We start from the raw sequence: 16,600 nt of genomic DNA, 5'->3' as shown, positions 1-16,600 counted from the left end.
ACAATGACTATAAAGAATGTTAAAAATGGCTGTTATGGATACGTTTGATCTTGATTACACGTTAAGGCTCAGACTTAAAGTAATAAGGGGTATGACAAGTGTCACTTTATTGCTCGCTTTGGGTTTGGGGCTCCTTAATATCTTTATCGGCCAACATTTTATCTATGGGGGTATGCAATGTCTTTACGCCTTTTTTTCACTTGGTTTATATTTAAACGCGAGTAAAACAGACAGCTTGCACTGGTCAAAGCAGCTGTATGTGTATTCACTCGTTGGGCTTATTGCAAGTGGCGCACATATGGCACCACTAGTGTCATACCTTTTAATGTGGGCGCTCGCTCTGCCAATTGTGTTTTATCTTTTATTAGGTAAGCGTTTTGGGATTGTTTTAAGTGGTTTTTACTTTGTTGCTCAAATCACTATTATCTATTTTAAAACAGAGACGTTTTACACATCACCGTTATTGAACTTTGCTTTTAGTTACCTTCTTGTTTGGGGGATTTCTCATACATATGAGACATCACGCGCAAACTCAGAGAAAGCGCTGCGTACACTAGCATTAAAAGACCCGTTAACAGGGGCTTTTAATCGACTTAGTTTAACCAAAACGTACTCCCAATTAAATAAAAGCCAACCAGTTAGTTTAGCGCTTTTGGATATTGATTATTTTAAAAATGTTAATGACTCATACGGTCACCCATTTGGTGATGAAGTGTTGAAGAAAATAGCGCAGGGCTTGACCTCAGCTACAAATCGAAATAGTGTATTTAGAATTGGAGGAGAAGAATTTTGTATTTTAATGGAAAATGTAACACCTGAACTTGCTGTTATTAAAGCTGAGGAAATTAGATCGAAAGTAGCGGCCGAATACGTTACCCATGGCAAAGATAACATCCATGTTACAGTGAGTATTGGTGTTTCGACATCAACTGATTCTAGTCTTTCTGAACTTTTAAAAGCGGCAGATGTAAATCTTTATTTAGCAAAAGAAAAAGGCCGTAATTGTGTGGTTTATAAATAATAATTTGCAATCTAGATGCTGTTTTTACGTAAAAATACGTTTCATTTTAAAAGTCTTCTGTTTGAGTGTTTAATAATTTTTAGTGCAAGTATCTACATTTCTCTTAGTGCAATAGTGAAAATCTAAGTAGTAGAAAGGCTTTTCAGGTTTCTTATCATTCACAATAAAGTTGTACATTAACTCTGCGCTTAAGCGACCCATTTCAAATGGATTTTGACCAATATTAGATTGCGATAGACCTTGCTTTAAAGCTCGTAACTGCACCTCTTCAGTATCTGCTGAAATAATGACGACATTACCAGATTCTATCCTGCTTTTATGCGATTGTACTGATTTAATGTAATCAGAGTTGAACTGAGCAAACCCTGCAACAGCCAAGAAAAGAGGGGGGTGCTTCATTTTTAATACGTTTTTTAACTGCTCCAAGGAAGTCCCCCTTTTTCCTAAACTGTATAAAGGGCAGCGGCTAAACTCATCCCAACCATTTTCACCTGATAGTCGTTTCTCACTTTTGCCTGAAAGTGCAAATCTTACACCAGCGATCCGCTCATTGAGATTAGGTGTTGTTTGATGGCCAGATTGAATACACACGGTATTTAGGGGAGAATCTTTCGCAAATAATTTAATTTGATTACCAAGTGCAACACCAAACTCAAAATTGTTTGTACCAACATACGCAAGCCTATATTGATGATCTTTAGGCAGTAGATCTGAGTCAAAAGTGATCACGGGGATATTTTGTCTATCAAGATCCTTTAATACCCTGCTTACTAAGTAATCCGAATCCGTCGTTGCTAAGAGTAAACCGTCGATCTCATCTTTTACTAAGTCCTGAATAATGAGTGATTGCGTTCGAATATCTTGATAATCGTCAGGGCCATCATATACGCAGGTAACATCAGGCATTGATTCTGCAAACTTTAGACAACCCTTAAATGATTGTATATAAAAGCTGTCATTTTTTGTTTTCCCGACGATACCAATCACAATTTGTGCCTTGGCATGTAGAGTAAATGTGACACACACCGAGCTAATTAAAAACAACAATGCAATTTTTATGTGTTTAAAACGCACAGATGAACGCTGTGACATAAGTAAATACTCTCTCTTTAAAAATTATCTTAAGCTATAAGTGCTATTAACTAAGTTTGAATGTAGCATTTATTTAACACAATAATTACCTGTTTTAGCTTTTTATTAAAGTCGTAAGGTAACAATAGAAAGCGGCCAGCTAGTCACTGCTTTGAATAATACCTATGCGATTGATACACAATTAATTGGCTGATGCGATTTTAGCAAAGTATTACAAATCACAACGTTGATTGAAGGATAATGAATCTTTTATTGTTGCTTTAGCGTATATGTATAAAAATTATCACTTAAACGCCTTAAAATTACAGGTTGAATAATAAACAAAAAGAGACGTGCATATGTTTAGATTATTAATTATTACTTTTGTATTCATGGTATTGACTGGCTGCTCAAGTCAATACCCAAACCAAGACGTGAGTGGTCAACAGTTCCCAATTGTAAGCGGTGAAAATTTAGAGAAGAAGCGGATAACGATCCCCACTGATTTTAACGAACAACTTAGTTTACTATTGATAGGCTATAAACAAGATAGTCAGTTTGATATTGACCGCTGGTTAATAGGTCTTGATATGACTGGTGTAACAATACCTACTTATGAGTTACCAACAATTCAAGGTATGGCGCCGCGCATGTTTAGCACACTGATAGATAACGGTATGAGAAAGGGCATCCCAAAAGAATTGTGGGGTGGAGTTATCACAATTTATAAAGATGGAGATGCAGTACAAGCTTTCACGGGTAACGAAAACCCAAATAATACTCGAGTAGTGCTACTGGATAGCGATGGAACAATTATTTACTTTTATGACCGTGGGTTTTCAGTTTCAGCACTTAATAAGCTAAAAGCTGTTATTAATAACTAATACAAAGAGTGGGCTATGGATTGTGAAGCTGTAAAAAATAGTGGTTGCGGCCGTCATCAAGCGAGGTAACTGTGTTTTGCTCGGTTTTTACTTATTCTCACATGGATGTGAGCCAGTAGAATAACGCAGGAGCAGCTATCGATCCCACTCGATTGCAAACCTCGCGCCGCGATTAAATCGCCCCTAGATTGAACAAATTTCAATCCACAAAGGTCAACACGCTCTAATAAGATTTTTGCATAAGGGCACAAACATCATATTGCTCTGTTTATGCTGGCGATATGTGAAAGTGTCCGCGAACCACAGATGTTAGAACCTAACAAATACCTACAATGGAAATGATATTAAATAAACTCAAGGAAAATTCATTTAAAGCACAACGCGAGTGATCTTTTCGTACACTCTATCTCCACTACAATTCACCACTACAATTCACCACTACAATAGCAATACGATGAAAATCATTATAAATTTATCACAAGCAGACGTTATCAAACTCCTGGTGTGAATTTATTTAACCAGAACTCGGGTTACTTGCACTATGAGCATTATTGCTGCATTTCGTGACATATTAATAAAAATAGCAATTATTTTTGACTTTTTTAAACCTTTTTTCTAAGTCGATTTATAAATGCTAATACAGTGACTTAGCTTAACTTTCCTATACCACCCTTTGTTCATTCACAGCTTGTCAACCTTGAATTATCAGTTCTATTACTTTAACCTTTATTTTTATTGAACGTTCAATTAATAAAAAATATGCCTAAAGTTGGAATGGAACCTGTTCGTCGTCAACAGTTAATAGACGCCACAATAGAGTCTGTTGCTGAGCGTGGATTACAAGCAACGACGATTAATAGCATAAGCCAAAAAGCCGGTTTGTCGTCGGGTATTATTAGCCATTACTTTGGTGGTAAACAGGGCCTGATTGAAGCAACTGTGCGCTACTTGTTAACTAACTTAAAGCAGGTATTAATTGAACGGTTAACATCTACAACGACGCCCGAACAAAGGCTGATGCTTATCATCGAAGCCAACTTTGCGCGCTTACAGCAGCAAAGCGACACCACCAAAACGTGGTTAAGTTTTTGGGCGCAATCAATGCACGATGTTGAATTACATCGTTTACAGAATGTAAATAGCCGACGACTTTTTAGTAATTTAACCAGCTCATTTAAACAGTTAATGAGTATTGACGACGCCAAATTAGCAGCTGAACTAAGTGCTGCCATGATTGATGGCTTATGGTTACGAGCTGTACTAAGTAAGTCTGATCAAGATCAATTTGAACATTGTGAGCACTTAGCTAAAAACTTTGTACGTTCACTAATCAAGCAGTATGGAGCTTAATGTGACAACGCCAGTTTACCAAAATTTTATTAACGGTGATTTCTTAAAAAACCAAAGCGGTGAAACATTCGCGGTTAAAAATCCTGCAACTGATGACGTGATTTATCATGTAGAAGTCGCTGATAGTTTTGTACAAAACGCCGCGATTGAAAGCGCTAAGCAAGGGTTTGCTGTTTGGTCAGCCATGGCACCCATTGAACGTAGTCGCATTTTATTAAAAGCAGTTGCTTTACTACGTGAGCGCAATGATTTACTTGCAAAAATTGAAGTGCTGGATACGGGTAAACCTTGGCAAGAGGCTGAATGTGTTGATGTGCAAACAGGTGCCGATGTCATTGAATATTTTGCAGGGCTAGCACCCGCACAAGTCGGTCAGCAACAAATGGTGGGCGAGGACTTTTATTACACCCGTAAAGAGCCATTAGGTATTTGCGCAGGTATTGGTGCGTGGAATTACCCGCTTCAAATTGCATGTTGGAAGTCAGGGCCGGCACTTGCTGCTGGTAACGCACTTATTTTTAAGCCATCTGAAGAAACACCACTTGGCGCGATTAAATTGGCTGAAATATTTACAGAAGCAGGCGTACCCGCAGGCGTATTTAATGTTGTGCAAGGTGCAGCAGAAGTTGGTCAATGGTTAACGCACAGCCCTGATATTGAAAAAGTCTCGTTTACTGGCGAAGTGGGCACAGGTAAAAAGGTTGTAGCTAGTGCAGCAGGTACACTTAAAGATGTAACCATGGAGCTTGGTGGTAAGTCGCCATTATTAGTATTTGAAGATGCTGATATATCACAAGCAGTGAGCGCTGCTATGCTAGGCAATTTTTATACGCAAGGTGAAATTTGTACTAACTGTACGCGTATTTATGTGCACAAGAGTGTTTATCAACAATTTATTGATGAGCTAAAAACCCGTACTGAGCAAAACATTGTTGCCGGTGATCCACTCGATCCTAGCGTTAATTTTGGTGCGCTTATTTCAAAAAATCATCACAACTTAGTGATGGGTTATATTGAGAAAGGCATTAGTGAAGGTGCAACGCTATTAACTGGCGGCAAGGCACTTAGGCCTGAGTCTGCGCCAAATGGTTACTTTGTTGCGCCGACAGTCTTTACCGATTGCACCGACGATATGACAATTGTTAAAGAAGAGATTTTTGGCCCCGTAATGAGCGTGCTTGTCTTTGAAGATGAAGACGACGTTATTCGCCGCGCTAACGACACGCACTTAGGCTTAGCAGCTGGCGTGTTTACCAAAGATATTAAACGCGCACACCGTGTTATTCATCAAATGCAAGCGGGTATTTGTTGGATTAACAGCTACGGTAACTCACCGGCAGAAATGCCTGTTGGTGGCTATAAGCAATCAGGTATTGGCCGCGAGAATGGTATTGAAACACTTGATCACTATACGCAAACTAAATCTATTTACGTAGGTATGACTGACATAGAGAGCCCGTTTTAATGACTGCACAAACATATGATTACATCATAGTGGGTGCAGGTTCTGCAGGCTGTGTGCTGGCTAATCGTTTATCTGAAGATAAATCTAAACGCGTTTTACTGCTTGAAACTGGCGGCAGCGATAAGAGTATTTTTATTAAAATGCCTACAGCACTTTCTATCCCTATGAACTCAGATAAATACGCGTGGCAGTTTCATACCGACGCAGAACCATTTTTAGATAACCGCACAATGCATTGCCCTCGCGGTAAAGTATTAGGCGGCTCGTCGTCTATAAATGGCATGGTGTATGTACGTGGTCACGCTAAAGACTTTGACGAATGGCAGCAACATGGCGCGCAAGGCTGGGATTATCAGTCGTGTTTACCGTATTTTCAAAAAGCAGAGTCCTTTTATTTAGGAAAAAATGATTACCGTGGTGATAACGGCCCACTGGGTGTTAATAACGGTAACGAAATGGCTAACCCGCTTTATAAAGCGTTTATAAAAGCAGGCCAGCAAGCTGGTTACGCCAAAACGGACGATTATAACGCCTCACAGCAAGAGGGTTTTGGCCCTATGCACATGACGGTAAAAGATGGCGTGCGCAGCTCTGCAAGTCGAGAGTATTTAGATCCGGTTAAATCACGTAAAAACTTAGTGGTGATAACGGGTGCATTAGCTGAAAAAGTATTGCTTGATGGTAAAAAAGCCACAGGCGTTCAATACAGTGTTAATGGTCATAAAGTTAAAGCCAAAGCGAGTAAAGAGGTCATCTTAAGTGCGGGGCCAATAGGGTCACCCCATATATTACAGCTTTCAGGTATTGGTGATAGTGAAACACTTAAAGCCGCGGGTGTTGAGGTTAAGCATCACTTGCCGGGCGTTGGTCAAAACCTACAAGATCATTTAGAGTTTTATTTTCAATATAAGTGTAAACAGCCAATCACTTTAAATGGCAAGTTAGGTTTAATTTCAAAAGGCTTGATTGGTGCGCGTTGGTTATTAAATCGCAGTGGTCTTGGCGCGACTAATCATTTTGAATCATGTGCATTTATTCGCTCAAAAGCGGGTGTTGAATGGCCTGATATTCAGTATCACTTTTTACCTGCTGCAATTCGCTACGATGGGCAAAGTGCCTTTGCTGGGCATGGTTTTCAAGTACACGTAGGTCATAACAAGCCTAAAAGCCGTGGTGAAGTGACGATTAAGTCAGCCGATCCCACTGTCGCACCAAAAATTCAATTTAACTATCTACAGCACCAAGATGATATTGAAGGGTTTAGAGCGTGTGTTCGCCTAACGCGAGAAATCATCGAACAAAATGCATTTGATGACTACCGAGATGATGAAATTCAACCCGGTAAAGATATTCAAACAGATGAGCAAATAGATGCGTTTGTGCGTCAAGCTGTTGAGAGTGCTTATCATCCTTCATGTTCATGCAAAATGGGCGAAGATGAGCTGGCAGTTGTTAACTCAAATACCCAAGTACACGGTATCAAAGGGTTACGAGTGGTGGATTCGTCAATCTTCCCAACCGTACCAAATGGTAATTTAAATGCGCCAACTATTATGGTGGCAGAAAAAGCGGCAGACCTAATTTTAGGTAAGCCACCCCTTAGTAAATCGCATGCAAAAGTTGTTATTGAATCACAATGGCAAACTGTGCAGCGTAGCTCGGAGATTTAATAAATACCCAAACTACCTCAAGATGCTGAATTCAGCGTTTCACAGGGGCTTAATATCAAGGCGTTACTTTGCAACAATGGCAGTCCCTTTTAAGAAGTAACAACGATGAGAGTAAGTGCCTGTGAAACGCCCTACGGGTTGGTTTAAAAGCGATTTATACTGGGTTACTTTTATAAGGGATTGATTTTAATAATAGAACCACTATTACTTGCAATCAATGCCTTGCCTAAATCGCTTTTAACTCCAACGATGCTCGCTGCTTGAGGTGGTTTGGGTATCAATGTCACCTTGAGTGCATGTTGCACTTTGGGGCTCGCAGTGGCGCGCACCATAAGTTGTTTGTGGTGCGTTAATGCGAGGCTAAAAACACGGAGTAAGAATGACCTATTATCATTTATTTTGGGGAGGAAATTATGACCTTATGGCTTAGTGCTGGCATTATTTTCACTCTATTAGCAATTGTTGCAATTTTAGTTAAATGGGGAAATGTACAGTGTGTTGGGGTTACCCCCGTAAGAACCTTTACCTTTATCGCCATTTTATTTACATCAGGCTTAGACGTTGGCTTGATTATGTTTCCACTTACTGAGTTTGCAGGTTATGCAGACATAAAAGCAAGCCCAGAGTATGCGTTTGCCAATCCATTGGCCATTGAGTTTGGTTATTGGGGCTTTCTGATCTGGGGATTTTACTTTCTTACGTGCTTTTATTTCTGTGTAATAGAACCTAAGGTTAAATTTTTCGAAATTCCTTGGGTGAAATTAATCAATAATGTTGTCATTATTGGTACTTGTGCGTTTACAGCCTTTTTATTGCTCTCTAACCTACCATGGTATTTACCTGCGCTGGGGGATGGCGAATCCATTATTCCAACCTTCTACTTAATTGTATTTGCCGCTATTTGCTTTGCGGTGTATTCAAGCACCGATATTAAGTATGTACGTTTTTTAAGTATTGCAACGTCTTGGTTATTTATCGCCTTAATTGCCTTTATGTGGGTTGGCGCGTTTATGGGCAGTGATGTTCAAACAGCTGCGTTTACAGATAACCTTGTATTAATTGGTAGCTACTTTAGCAATATTCACGAGTTTGTATTACCACTGAACGATTACCATGAGTTTTACTTATTTTGGTGGTTTGCATGGAGCATTATGATTGGTCAATTTACTTCGCGCTTTGTCGGTGGATTAAAAACGTACCAAGTACTCGGCGCTATGCTTATTTTCCCTTCAATTCCGATTGCGGTGTGGTTTAGTGTTCTGTATCAGTACCACGAAGCAGGCATTCCAACAGCAGGATTGAAAAACTTTGCTATGGCGTTTGTAGGTGTTGTGTTTGTGATCAATTCGCTTGATTCATTAATACGTTTATACACAGACAATATGAACTTGACCGTGAAACGTTTAGGTAAATTTAAATATATAGCATTCAACGTTGTGGCTTTATCGTTGTTAACCCTATTATTCAAGCTAAACTTTTTACAAATTCAGTGGGTTGGCGCATTAGTGATTGGTTTGTTCTTTGGTTGTGCTGCGTTTATTGCGTACAGCAAAGTTAAGACTGTGAGTAATATAGACAGCTCGCCGAAAGACAACAAAATTGATTATACAAAAATTGAAACCGCTGACTAATATTAACTAAGCAGCCGTTTAAAAATATGCGAAGGAATTAACATGACAACACAAAAAATAGTACTAGCAGTGGCATTACCATTTGCCCTTTTTTCAACATCAGTATTAGCTGACTGGTCAGCGACTGTAACAGGTGCATCTGATTATACGTTTAACGGCGTAAGCCAAACGAAAAATGATCCTGCACTTCAAGGTAGCCTTGATTATTCATTTGGTGATACGGGCATGTATGCGGGTACTTGGGCATCAAATGTTGATTTTGGTGACGATACAAACATTGAATGGGATGCGTACTTTGGCCGATATGCGCAGTTAAATGATGCGCTGAGCGTTGACTACGGTATAGCCTATTATAGCTACCACGGACAAAGTAGCTCAAGCGAAGGTAATTACTTTGAAGCCTACACTAAATTTGGTTATGTAAGCGACTTAGGCCAAACAGAGCTTAATTTTTGGTATAGCTGGGATTACTTTGGCACAGGTGCTGGACATGTAATATCTATGGTTGCGCATACGATTGAACTTGCGCCTAATCATGCATTACGTGCGAGCTTTGATATTTCAAACTCACTCGATGGTGATAAGTTTGCTTGGGATACGGATGGTAAATCTTACAACCATTATCGTCTTGCTTATCAAACCAGCTTTGAAGGTTTTGATATTGAAGTAGCTGCTGAAAATACCAGCTTAGATATCGATACTGCTGATGAGCGTATTGTATTGTCTATAGGCCGTACTTTCTCGCTATAAAACAGTACTTTAGAATAATAAGAAAGCGCATTAAACTGCTTTTAGAGCAGTTTTATGTGCTTTCTTGTAAGCTTGGTTTCTGTTTTGTTATTCACCATTTATTTTAGCCTTTAAGGTACTAAGTCTGGTACGACCTATAGGGAGCTGTTCACCGGTATGAAGTTGCACGTTATATTTGCTGCCTTCTTCACTGAGTAATGCCTTAATGTTAGATATTGGCAATACATACGAGCGGTGTATCCGGATAAAGTCTGGGCTCAATAACGTGAGTAATTTATCTAAATTCTTATCGTGTAAAATTTGTTTAGTGCCTCTGTTTTGCTGGGCTTTAGTTACAATCACACTGTAATGGCCGTCAGCTTTGATATAGAGAATATCTTCTATTGGAAGTAATTCGATTTTTCCTAAATATTTATAGGTTAAGTATTTGCTAGCCCCATTATGCTGCTGTTGTAACCGGTTTATTGCCTTTTTAATACGCTCTTGAGTAAATGGCTTCGCTACAAAATCGAGTACGCCAATATCAAACGCGTCAATCGCTCGATCGCTATTAGCAGAAACAATAATTGTGTGAAAGCTCTCGCAGAGGGTGTGCTTTAATAACTCAAAACCATCTTTACCTTGCAGGTTTAAATCTAAAAATAAAACATCAATAGGGTGATCGGCTAAGTAATCGTAGGCGTCGTCAAGATTAGTACAAATATGCAATTCGATTTTTTGTTCATCAAAGGCGTTCTCAATAAAGCGCTTTAATCTTTTTGCTACCATAAATTCATCTTCAACCATTAATACTTTTTTCATAGGGGATCCTTGAGGTTGCTATTATTAGCACGGTGATCGTCATAATCTATTAACGGCGTTGAAATTTTTGTAACCCATTGTTGTTTTTCAATATCCTGCAATAAAGACCATTGATTAGAAAAGCTTTCATTTAACCTTGCTGCTATGTATTTATTACCAATACCAGCGCCTATTTTATTCTGTGTACGTTCTTGTGTAGCATTTTTGTTTGAATTATGAGTAATCGCATTTATAGGGACGATAAACGTTAAATACTGCGTGTTATTCATTATTTTTTGCTCAAAAAAGAAGGTAATATGGCCTTGTTGATAATGGTTATGCGAAATTGCGTTTTCTATTAATGTTAAAATAATACCCGGTGGAATGCAGTTATTCGGGTGAGATATATCCACTCTTAGGGAGTAATTTATATTTGAGCGATATGTCATAACTTTTAAATGGGAACGGCATAAGTCGATTTCATCTTGGAGATTGATTATTTTTTTTGCAGACAGTTGCGCCATAAATCTAAACTCATCCGCTAAGGCGTGGATAAATTTTACCGCTGTTGCAGGTGAGTCTTCAATCCACTCTTCAACAGCTGTTAATGTGTTTAAGATAAAGTGAGGTTGTAGATTACGTTTGACTAATTCAAGCTCAAGGCGACTTGCATTAATTTTACTTTGTTCAAGTTGTTTGGTATTAGCACTCATGGTTTGTGCAAGGGTATAGAGCATTAAAAAGATTAACCCAGCAAAAGAGAGAAAAAAGTACTGATCCATGTATGAATAACTATTTATAAAAATAGGTGCAATGAATAGAGCTAAACCCAAAACCATTAATTTTGCATTGGCTTGTTGCGTAATGATAGCTTTGATACAAATGCACACAGCACTAAAAACGCCCACTAAAAATACATATAAGCTTCTATTATCATAACCATCAATCGTGATTAACAACACAGTTTGCAAGCAAATAACAAGTGCTAGCCATGTTGTACGATTTGTTTTTGATAATTTAAAAAACCATGCAAAAAAACAGGTGAAAAGCAGTGAAATTAAGCACGATAATGCTAAAACTATTTGTAAGCGAGGAATTTGCCAATCGTAAGGGTAAGGCATAAGACCACGCCATGATTCTACAAAAATAAGAACCAAAATACTTAAGCATAATATGCTAAATATTAAGTAGCTGGGTTGGCGGTAACTAGTAATAAATACAATCAATGAGTACAAAGCAATTAAGAGTAAGGCGCTGGTCATTATCAACGGTAAACTGGCTTTTTTATAAGGCAGCTGTATTAAATAGTCATATTCTGTTATCGCACTTGTAAACGAGACATAATCTACCTCAGAAGAAACGCGCTGATTAGAAATACGTAAACTTAAAGTATGTGTGCCTTTATCAGTTGCAGTATTAGGCAACAGCATTATTTTATCGATCAGGCCCGCAACTTCAGTGTGTTGAGAATCACCTACAAGGCCATTTTTACCTATTAAAACACCATCCCAATAAGCCTCAAACGATCCCAAAATACTAATAAACAAACCTAGCGAAGACGAGGGCTTTTTTTCAAAATTAAAGTCCATTTGCACCCATCGAATATTTTTTGAATTTTTAATACCGTGAAATGTATTTTTTTGCCACACAGAGCGATTTACGATAGGTAATGAATAAGCAATATCGTCATCATCAATTAAATAATAGTGCTCGGCAAAGATAGCATCAGGCTCTTGCGCATAGGTAGCGAAGCTTGTAAAAAATAAAACGAATATGAGCTGATACTTAAGCATTGTGTTCCCTCTTTTATATTCCCCATCTTAGCAATAAAAAAGGAAAACATTCGAGGTGTTGAGGAATTATACGAGCCGTTCATGCATAAGTTGCTTATTTAAGGCGGCTAATGCGCCACACTGAGGTTTAATTTACAGAACGAGATGCTCCTATGGCTATTAAAAAAACTATCATGACTTTGAGTGAATGTTGCGCAGCGCTAAGTTTAATTGTGGCTAGTGTGTGTGTCGCTAACACTCAAAAAACGCAACTATCTATAACTGGTAATACACATCAATTAACTACTTTTACGTCACCGGTAGGTGAAGAATATAGTTATCAGCAGTTTATTGATAACTACAAAATACCTGGGCTAAGTTTTGCTGTTATTGATGATTATAAAGTGATTTATACTAATTTTGCAGGCGTTAAAGATACTAAAAGTAAGCAGAAAATTGATCAATTTACTGCTTTCTCAACGGCATCTATTGCAAAACCTGTCACTGCAACAATTGCAGCAATGCTCGCAGAGCAAGGTAAATTAGATTTAGATACACCTGTGAGTAACTATTTAAAACGTTGGGCGTTGCCTTCATCAGTGTTTGAGTCATCAAAAAACCTTTCTATTCGGCAGTTGTTGTCGCATACCGCAGGGATGAGCCAAGGCGGATATGCTGACTTTCATTTAGGGGATGATATTCCAACCCTTATAGATGTGCTTGAAGGTAAAAAGTTACCACGATATAAACGTCCGATTTCGATGCTATTTGCCCCTGACACTGATTGGCAATACAGTGGCGGAGGGTATGTAATAGTACAAGTAGCGATTGAAGATATAACCGGTAAACCATTGCAAGCATTAGCTCAAAAGATGCTATTTGATCCATTAGGTATGAAAAATACAACGATGTATCAAAATGGAGATAAACAATTTTTAACTAATGTTGCGAAGGTTCATGATCGTCAGCAGCAGGTTATAAGAGATGGCATACCAATTTGTCCGCAAATAGCACCATCTGGGCTGTGGAGTACGCCACAAGACATGGCCAAATTCACAATTGAATATCAAAAGGCGTTAGCAGGTAAAGTAACGTCGGTTATTTCAACATTCGTAGCACGTACCACTACAGATATTCACACGCTTAAAAAAATAGGTGGGTGGTCACCGGGTTGGATGAGATTTGAGGCCAAAGGTAATTTAGAGTGGTTCTCGCATGGAGGCTCAAACACTGGTACTGGCGGGCATATTATGTCAACAATGCAAGGTGGTAAAGGCATTATGGTTTTTATGAATGCGACAACAGAGCACAGAAACCCTGCAATAGATGCGTTTATTGACAGTACGATAAAAAAAATGAAATGGGCACGTGTAATTTCAGCAACAGCAAAACCCCCCAAGCATCAAATAGAGAAAATGCTCGGCAGGTATTTATCTCAGTTTGATCAAATAGTGACGATTACATTATCAAAATCCGGTAACGACTTGATATATGAAGATCCCCTTCAAAACAAAAAAGGCGTTAAAATGCATTATCAAGGAGGTGGGATGTTTGCTGTAGATAATAACCCTAATCAGATAAGTGTTGTAATGAACCCTTTATCTAATAAATATTTTTTAGTACTAAATAATGTTGGGAGTGGTTTAACTGAGCGTGCGATGCGCAAACTTGAAAAAGATGAACAACTTCCTTTTGAAGTAGCAAAACACGCTGATTTTATAAGCACATTAAAGGCATATAAAGCATGGAAAAAAAACTATCCTGATTCAAAATTGCTTTCAGCTAATGCAATTAATAATGCCGGATATAATGCGTTAGGTAACAAGGACTACCAAGTAGCTATAACGCTTTTTAGGGTTTATAGCCATCTATATCCTGATGATGCAAATGCATTTGATAGTTTAGCAGAAGCGTACATGCTCTTTGGAGATACTGTTAATGCGATAGCAAACTATGAGCAATCTTTGCAATTGAACCCACAAAATTCAAATGCACAAAAGATGATACATACCCTTAAAAAGCAATAAGTAGTTATAGATTTAGAATGTGGAATAGCGGGTGTTAAATCTTTTTGATAAACACCCGCTAAACTAAGCATCGCTAAAGGCAAAGGGTTTTTGAAGTAGTTTATAAGTATTTTATTGTAAAGCGGTTCAAAACAGCCAAAACACTGGCATAAAGTGAAATAAGTAAAAGCTTCAATATGCTATCGCCATGTTCAATCATTACATTGACAGTTCCCATACTCACGCCACACGATAAACATAATAAAACACTCAGTACGTTTATATTTTTAAATACATTGCCAAGAACAAAGCTTGTCAGTGTAGCTGCTATACAGGCTATCGCATAACTTGCAACATTTAGAAGTTGCCATTGTTGATGGGTCAGTAGCAATATAGATGCACTAACGAAGCACAGAACGCCAATTAACAATGAAAATTTAAGTGCACTGTTACTAAGGGCAACTTTAACTGCGTGACTCCCATTATAAATTGGTAAAGTGGTGAGTAATTCCCACGATTGTGAACGTTGTGCTTTTGCCCATTGGCATAACGTAACCGCAGCTAACAGCATTAATGTTAAAGCGAATAATACATGCTCTGCAATGTTATAAAAAAAGTTTATCACTATTGCTATGATAGAAAAGAGCACTAATAAAATAATGTATTGCGATAAACTTGAGCCAACAAAATAACTCAATGGGAATAGTTGTTTATTTATGGCTGTGCCGTAATTTGATAAAAATCCACTTGGTACGGGCGACCAACCTGACTGAAGACCTTGGCGGTAATTTATAAGTGCACCGGCTTGCCATATATAGGGCATACCTAATTTGTTTTTACATAGTAAAATTAGACTTAAAACCAGTAAAGAGCATGGTATTAACCACAAAGGTAAGTGTTCAGAAAAGGTGGGTATAATAATTGCGAATGTGAATGCTAAATAACAACATGTTGTAAATAAGTGGCTTGTAACGCGGCAAATAAACCAAATACTCAAGCCCAAGATGTTTGCTAGTAACAGCATGTTAATGTTATTTAAGCTAGGCGATAGGGCAATACCACACAGCAGAGTGAGGTTTATTAAGGCAATAAAAACTTTACCTTGAAACATTACATGTTTGCAGTAATCAGCGACTAAGCATTGCCATTCAGTTGCTTGCATTCGGATACTTTGCCATGCAAGCGCACAATAAGCACACACAACAGCAAATATCATCATCATAGTTGATAACGATTCCACACGAATAAAAATGATACATGCGGCTGTGGCTAAAATAGCCTGAATTAAGTAGCTGGCGCAGCCCAAATCTTTAAACCAAAAATTGAGACTACCCTGATACCAAGGTCGTTTTACTGCATTCATCATCCATGCAGCTCCACAAATAGTTGCTCTAGTGATAAATGGTTGATGGCAAGTGCGCCCGGAATAGGCTCTCCTTGGTAGCCATAAATAATGGCTGAGTTTGCTTGCAAATTAAGCACGCGGTAGGCACTTAGATCGATGTTTTGCTCTGTAAAATTGACTCTTCTAATGGTATCGCGTACGACATCTAATTCGTCAATCAAGATAAGCTCGGCGTCTTTTATTAGGGCTATATGACTGGCTACACGTTCTATATCGGATGTGATATGTGAGGAAAATAAAATACCAGAGCCTGAGTCTAATGCTAAGTCGAACAAGTCGCCCATAAACTGGCGTCGTGCTATTGGATCCAAACTGGCTACTGGTTCATCTAAAATAAGTAATTTGGGATGATAAGCCATAGCCATGATCAGCGCTAAAGTTTGACGTTGGCCGATAGATAAGTCGTTAATTGCAGCATCAGTCGCCAGCTCAAACCGTTTGAGCCATTTAGCTTCTAATTGCAGATCCCATGTAGGGTAAAAGCTGCGGTGTAGTGCCAAAGCATCAGCGACCTTAAAGCCTTCATAACCAAATGTTTGTTGTGGCACATAACCTATTTGGGCTTTACTTTGTGCGCTGAGCTTATCACTGGGTTCACCAAAAACACGTATCTCACCTTGATCAGGTGCTATCAACCCAAGCGCACTGCGTAATAATGTCGTTTTACCTGCACCATTTTTACCCAGTAAACCAATGACCATACCAGGCTCTAAAGCAAGCGAAACATTGTTTAATACACTGCGTTGGTCATAGCTTTTATAAATATTATTGTAGCTAAGAAGGGGCTGTTCCATG

13 protein-coding genes are annotated in these 16,600 nt (G+C 38.5%); 8 read left to right on the top strand and 5 right to left on the bottom strand.

Features of this window, described 5'->3' with window-relative positions:
- The first annotated feature begins 16 nt into the window (after positions 1-16).
- Entirely contained in the window at positions 17-1,021 is a 1,005-nt protein-coding gene (locus HJP15_RS02585) for a diguanylate cyclase (protein WP_082355632.1), read from the top strand.
- A gap of 69 nt (positions 1,022-1,090) precedes the next feature.
- Here HJP15_RS02585 and HJP15_RS02580 read toward each other — a convergent pair whose 3' ends face one another.
- Positions 1,091-2,113, bottom strand: coding sequence for a substrate-binding domain-containing protein (locus HJP15_RS02580; RefSeq protein ID WP_054453789.1), 1,023 nt, complete (start codon positions 2,111-2,113; stop codon positions 1,091-1,093).
- 338 nt (positions 2,114-2,451) lie between these two features.
- Here HJP15_RS02580 and HJP15_RS02575 point away from each other — a divergent pair, with 338 nt between their 5' ends.
- From HJP15_RS02575 to HJP15_RS02550, 6 genes are all read left to right on the top strand, one after another.
- On the top strand, positions 2,452-2,976 hold the full coding sequence (locus HJP15_RS02575) for a hypothetical protein (RefSeq protein ID WP_054203428.1): 525 nt from the start codon (positions 2,452-2,454) through the stop codon (positions 2,974-2,976).
- Between the two features lie 759 nt (positions 2,977-3,735).
- Complete coding sequence (betI, locus tag HJP15_RS02570) at positions 3,736-4,326, top strand: transcriptional regulator BetI (protein WP_054203427.1); 591 nt, start codon at positions 3,736-3,738, stop codon at positions 4,324-4,326.
- 1 nt (position 4,327) lies between these two features.
- Positions 4,328-5,791 (top strand): betaine-aldehyde dehydrogenase, encoded by a 1,464-nt coding sequence (gene betB / locus HJP15_RS02565; protein ID WP_170173003.1) that lies wholly within the window; start codon positions 4,328-4,330, stop codon positions 5,789-5,791.
- Positions 5,791-7,461, top strand: a complete 1,671-nt coding sequence (betA, locus tag HJP15_RS02560; protein WP_170173002.1) for a choline dehydrogenase — start codon at positions 5,791-5,793, stop codon at positions 7,459-7,461. Before betB ends, betA begins: the two co-directional genes overlap by 1 nt.
- Before the next feature lie 413 nt (positions 7,462-7,874).
- Positions 7,875-9,092, top strand: a complete 1,218-nt coding sequence (locus HJP15_RS02555) for a choline transporter (protein ID WP_054203425.1) — start codon at positions 7,875-7,877, stop codon at positions 9,090-9,092.
- 42 nt (positions 9,093-9,134) lie between these two features.
- Positions 9,135-9,842 carry a TorF family putative porin gene (locus tag HJP15_RS02550; protein ID WP_170173001.1) on the top strand — a complete coding sequence of 236 codons (708 nt, stop codon included), beginning with the start codon at positions 9,135-9,137 and terminating at the stop codon, positions 9,840-9,842.
- Between the two features lie 87 nt (positions 9,843-9,929).
- On the opposite strand, the gene HJP15_RS02545 is transcribed toward HJP15_RS02550, so the two are convergent.
- Both HJP15_RS02545 and HJP15_RS02540 read right to left on the bottom strand, forming a co-directional pair.
- Positions 9,930-10,643 carry a LytR/AlgR family response regulator transcription factor gene (locus HJP15_RS02545; RefSeq protein WP_054203423.1) on the bottom strand — a complete coding sequence of 238 codons (714 nt, stop codon included), beginning with the start codon at positions 10,641-10,643 and terminating at the stop codon, positions 9,930-9,932.
- Complete coding sequence (locus HJP15_RS02540) at positions 10,640-12,415, bottom strand: histidine kinase (protein ID WP_169327295.1); 1,776 nt, start codon at positions 12,413-12,415, stop codon at positions 10,640-10,642. The genes HJP15_RS02545 and HJP15_RS02540 overlap by 4 nt, the downstream gene beginning before the upstream one ends.
- A gap of 152 nt (positions 12,416-12,567) precedes the next feature.
- Between HJP15_RS02540 and HJP15_RS02535 the strand changes: the two genes are divergently transcribed.
- On the top strand, positions 12,568-14,421 hold the full coding sequence (locus HJP15_RS02535; protein ID WP_170173000.1) for a serine hydrolase domain-containing protein: 1,854 nt from the start codon (positions 12,568-12,570) through the stop codon (positions 14,419-14,421).
- A gap of 100 nt (positions 14,422-14,521) precedes the next feature.
- Here the strand turns inward: HJP15_RS02535 and HJP15_RS02530 are convergent, their stop codons facing one another.
- Positions 14,522-15,766, bottom strand: coding sequence for a hypothetical protein (locus HJP15_RS02530; RefSeq protein ID WP_170172999.1), 1,245 nt, complete (start codon positions 15,764-15,766; stop codon positions 14,522-14,524).
- A complete protein-coding gene (locus HJP15_RS02525) occupies positions 15,763-16,599 on the bottom strand; it encodes an ABC transporter ATP-binding protein (RefSeq protein WP_170172998.1) in 837 nt (278 codons plus the stop codon). Before HJP15_RS02525 ends, HJP15_RS02530 begins: the two co-directional genes overlap by 4 nt.
- Position 16,600: the final 1 nt, after the last annotated feature.

It is taken from the genome of Pseudoalteromonas sp. NEC-BIFX-2020_002 (assembly GCF_013002825.1).
GTDB lineage: Bacteria > Pseudomonadota > Gammaproteobacteria > Enterobacterales > Alteromonadaceae > Pseudoalteromonas > Pseudoalteromonas neustonica.
The sequence above is the reverse complement of the archived record's forward strand: the minus strand, read 5'-3'. Positions and strand labels throughout refer to the sequence as shown.

Excerpts from the sequence above, each read along its gene's own strand:
- HJP15_RS02580 (WP_054453789.1), bottom strand. The coding sequence starts at position 2,113 with ATGTCACAGCGTTCATCTGTGCGTTTTAAACACATAAAAATTGCATTG.
- betI (WP_054203427.1), top strand. The coding sequence starts at position 3,736 with ATGCCTAAAGTTGGAATGGAACCTGTTCGTCGTCAACAGTTAATAGAC.
- HJP15_RS02535 (WP_170173000.1), top strand. The coding sequence starts at position 12,568 with ATGGCTATTAAAAAAACTATCATGACTTTGAGTGAATGTTGCGCAGCG.
- HJP15_RS02575 (WP_054203428.1), top strand. The coding sequence starts at position 2,452 with ATGTTTAGATTATTAATTATTACTTTTGTATTCATGGTATTGACTGGC.
- betA (WP_170173002.1), top strand. The coding sequence starts at position 5,791 with ATGACTGCACAAACATATGATTACATCATAGTGGGTGCAGGTTCTGCA.
- HJP15_RS02555 (WP_054203425.1), top strand. The coding sequence starts at position 7,875 with ATGACCTTATGGCTTAGTGCTGGCATTATTTTCACTCTATTAGCAATT.
- HJP15_RS02540 (WP_169327295.1), bottom strand. The coding sequence starts at position 12,415 with ATGCTTAAGTATCAGCTCATATTCGTTTTATTTTTTACAAGCTTCGCT.
- HJP15_RS02550 (WP_170173001.1), top strand. The coding sequence starts at position 9,135 with ATGACAACACAAAAAATAGTACTAGCAGTGGCATTACCATTTGCCCTT.
- HJP15_RS02585 (WP_082355632.1), top strand. The coding sequence starts at position 17 with ATGTTAAAAATGGCTGTTATGGATACGTTTGATCTTGATTACACGTTA.
- HJP15_RS02525 (WP_170172998.1), bottom strand. The coding sequence starts at position 16,599 with ATGGAACAGCCCCTTCTTAGCTACAATAATATTTATAAAAGCTATGAC.
- HJP15_RS02545 (WP_054203423.1), bottom strand. The coding sequence starts at position 10,643 with ATGAAAAAAGTATTAATGGTTGAAGATGAATTTATGGTAGCAAAAAGA.
- HJP15_RS02530 (WP_170172999.1), bottom strand. The coding sequence starts at position 15,766 with ATGATGAATGCAGTAAAACGACCTTGGTATCAGGGTAGTCTCAATTTT.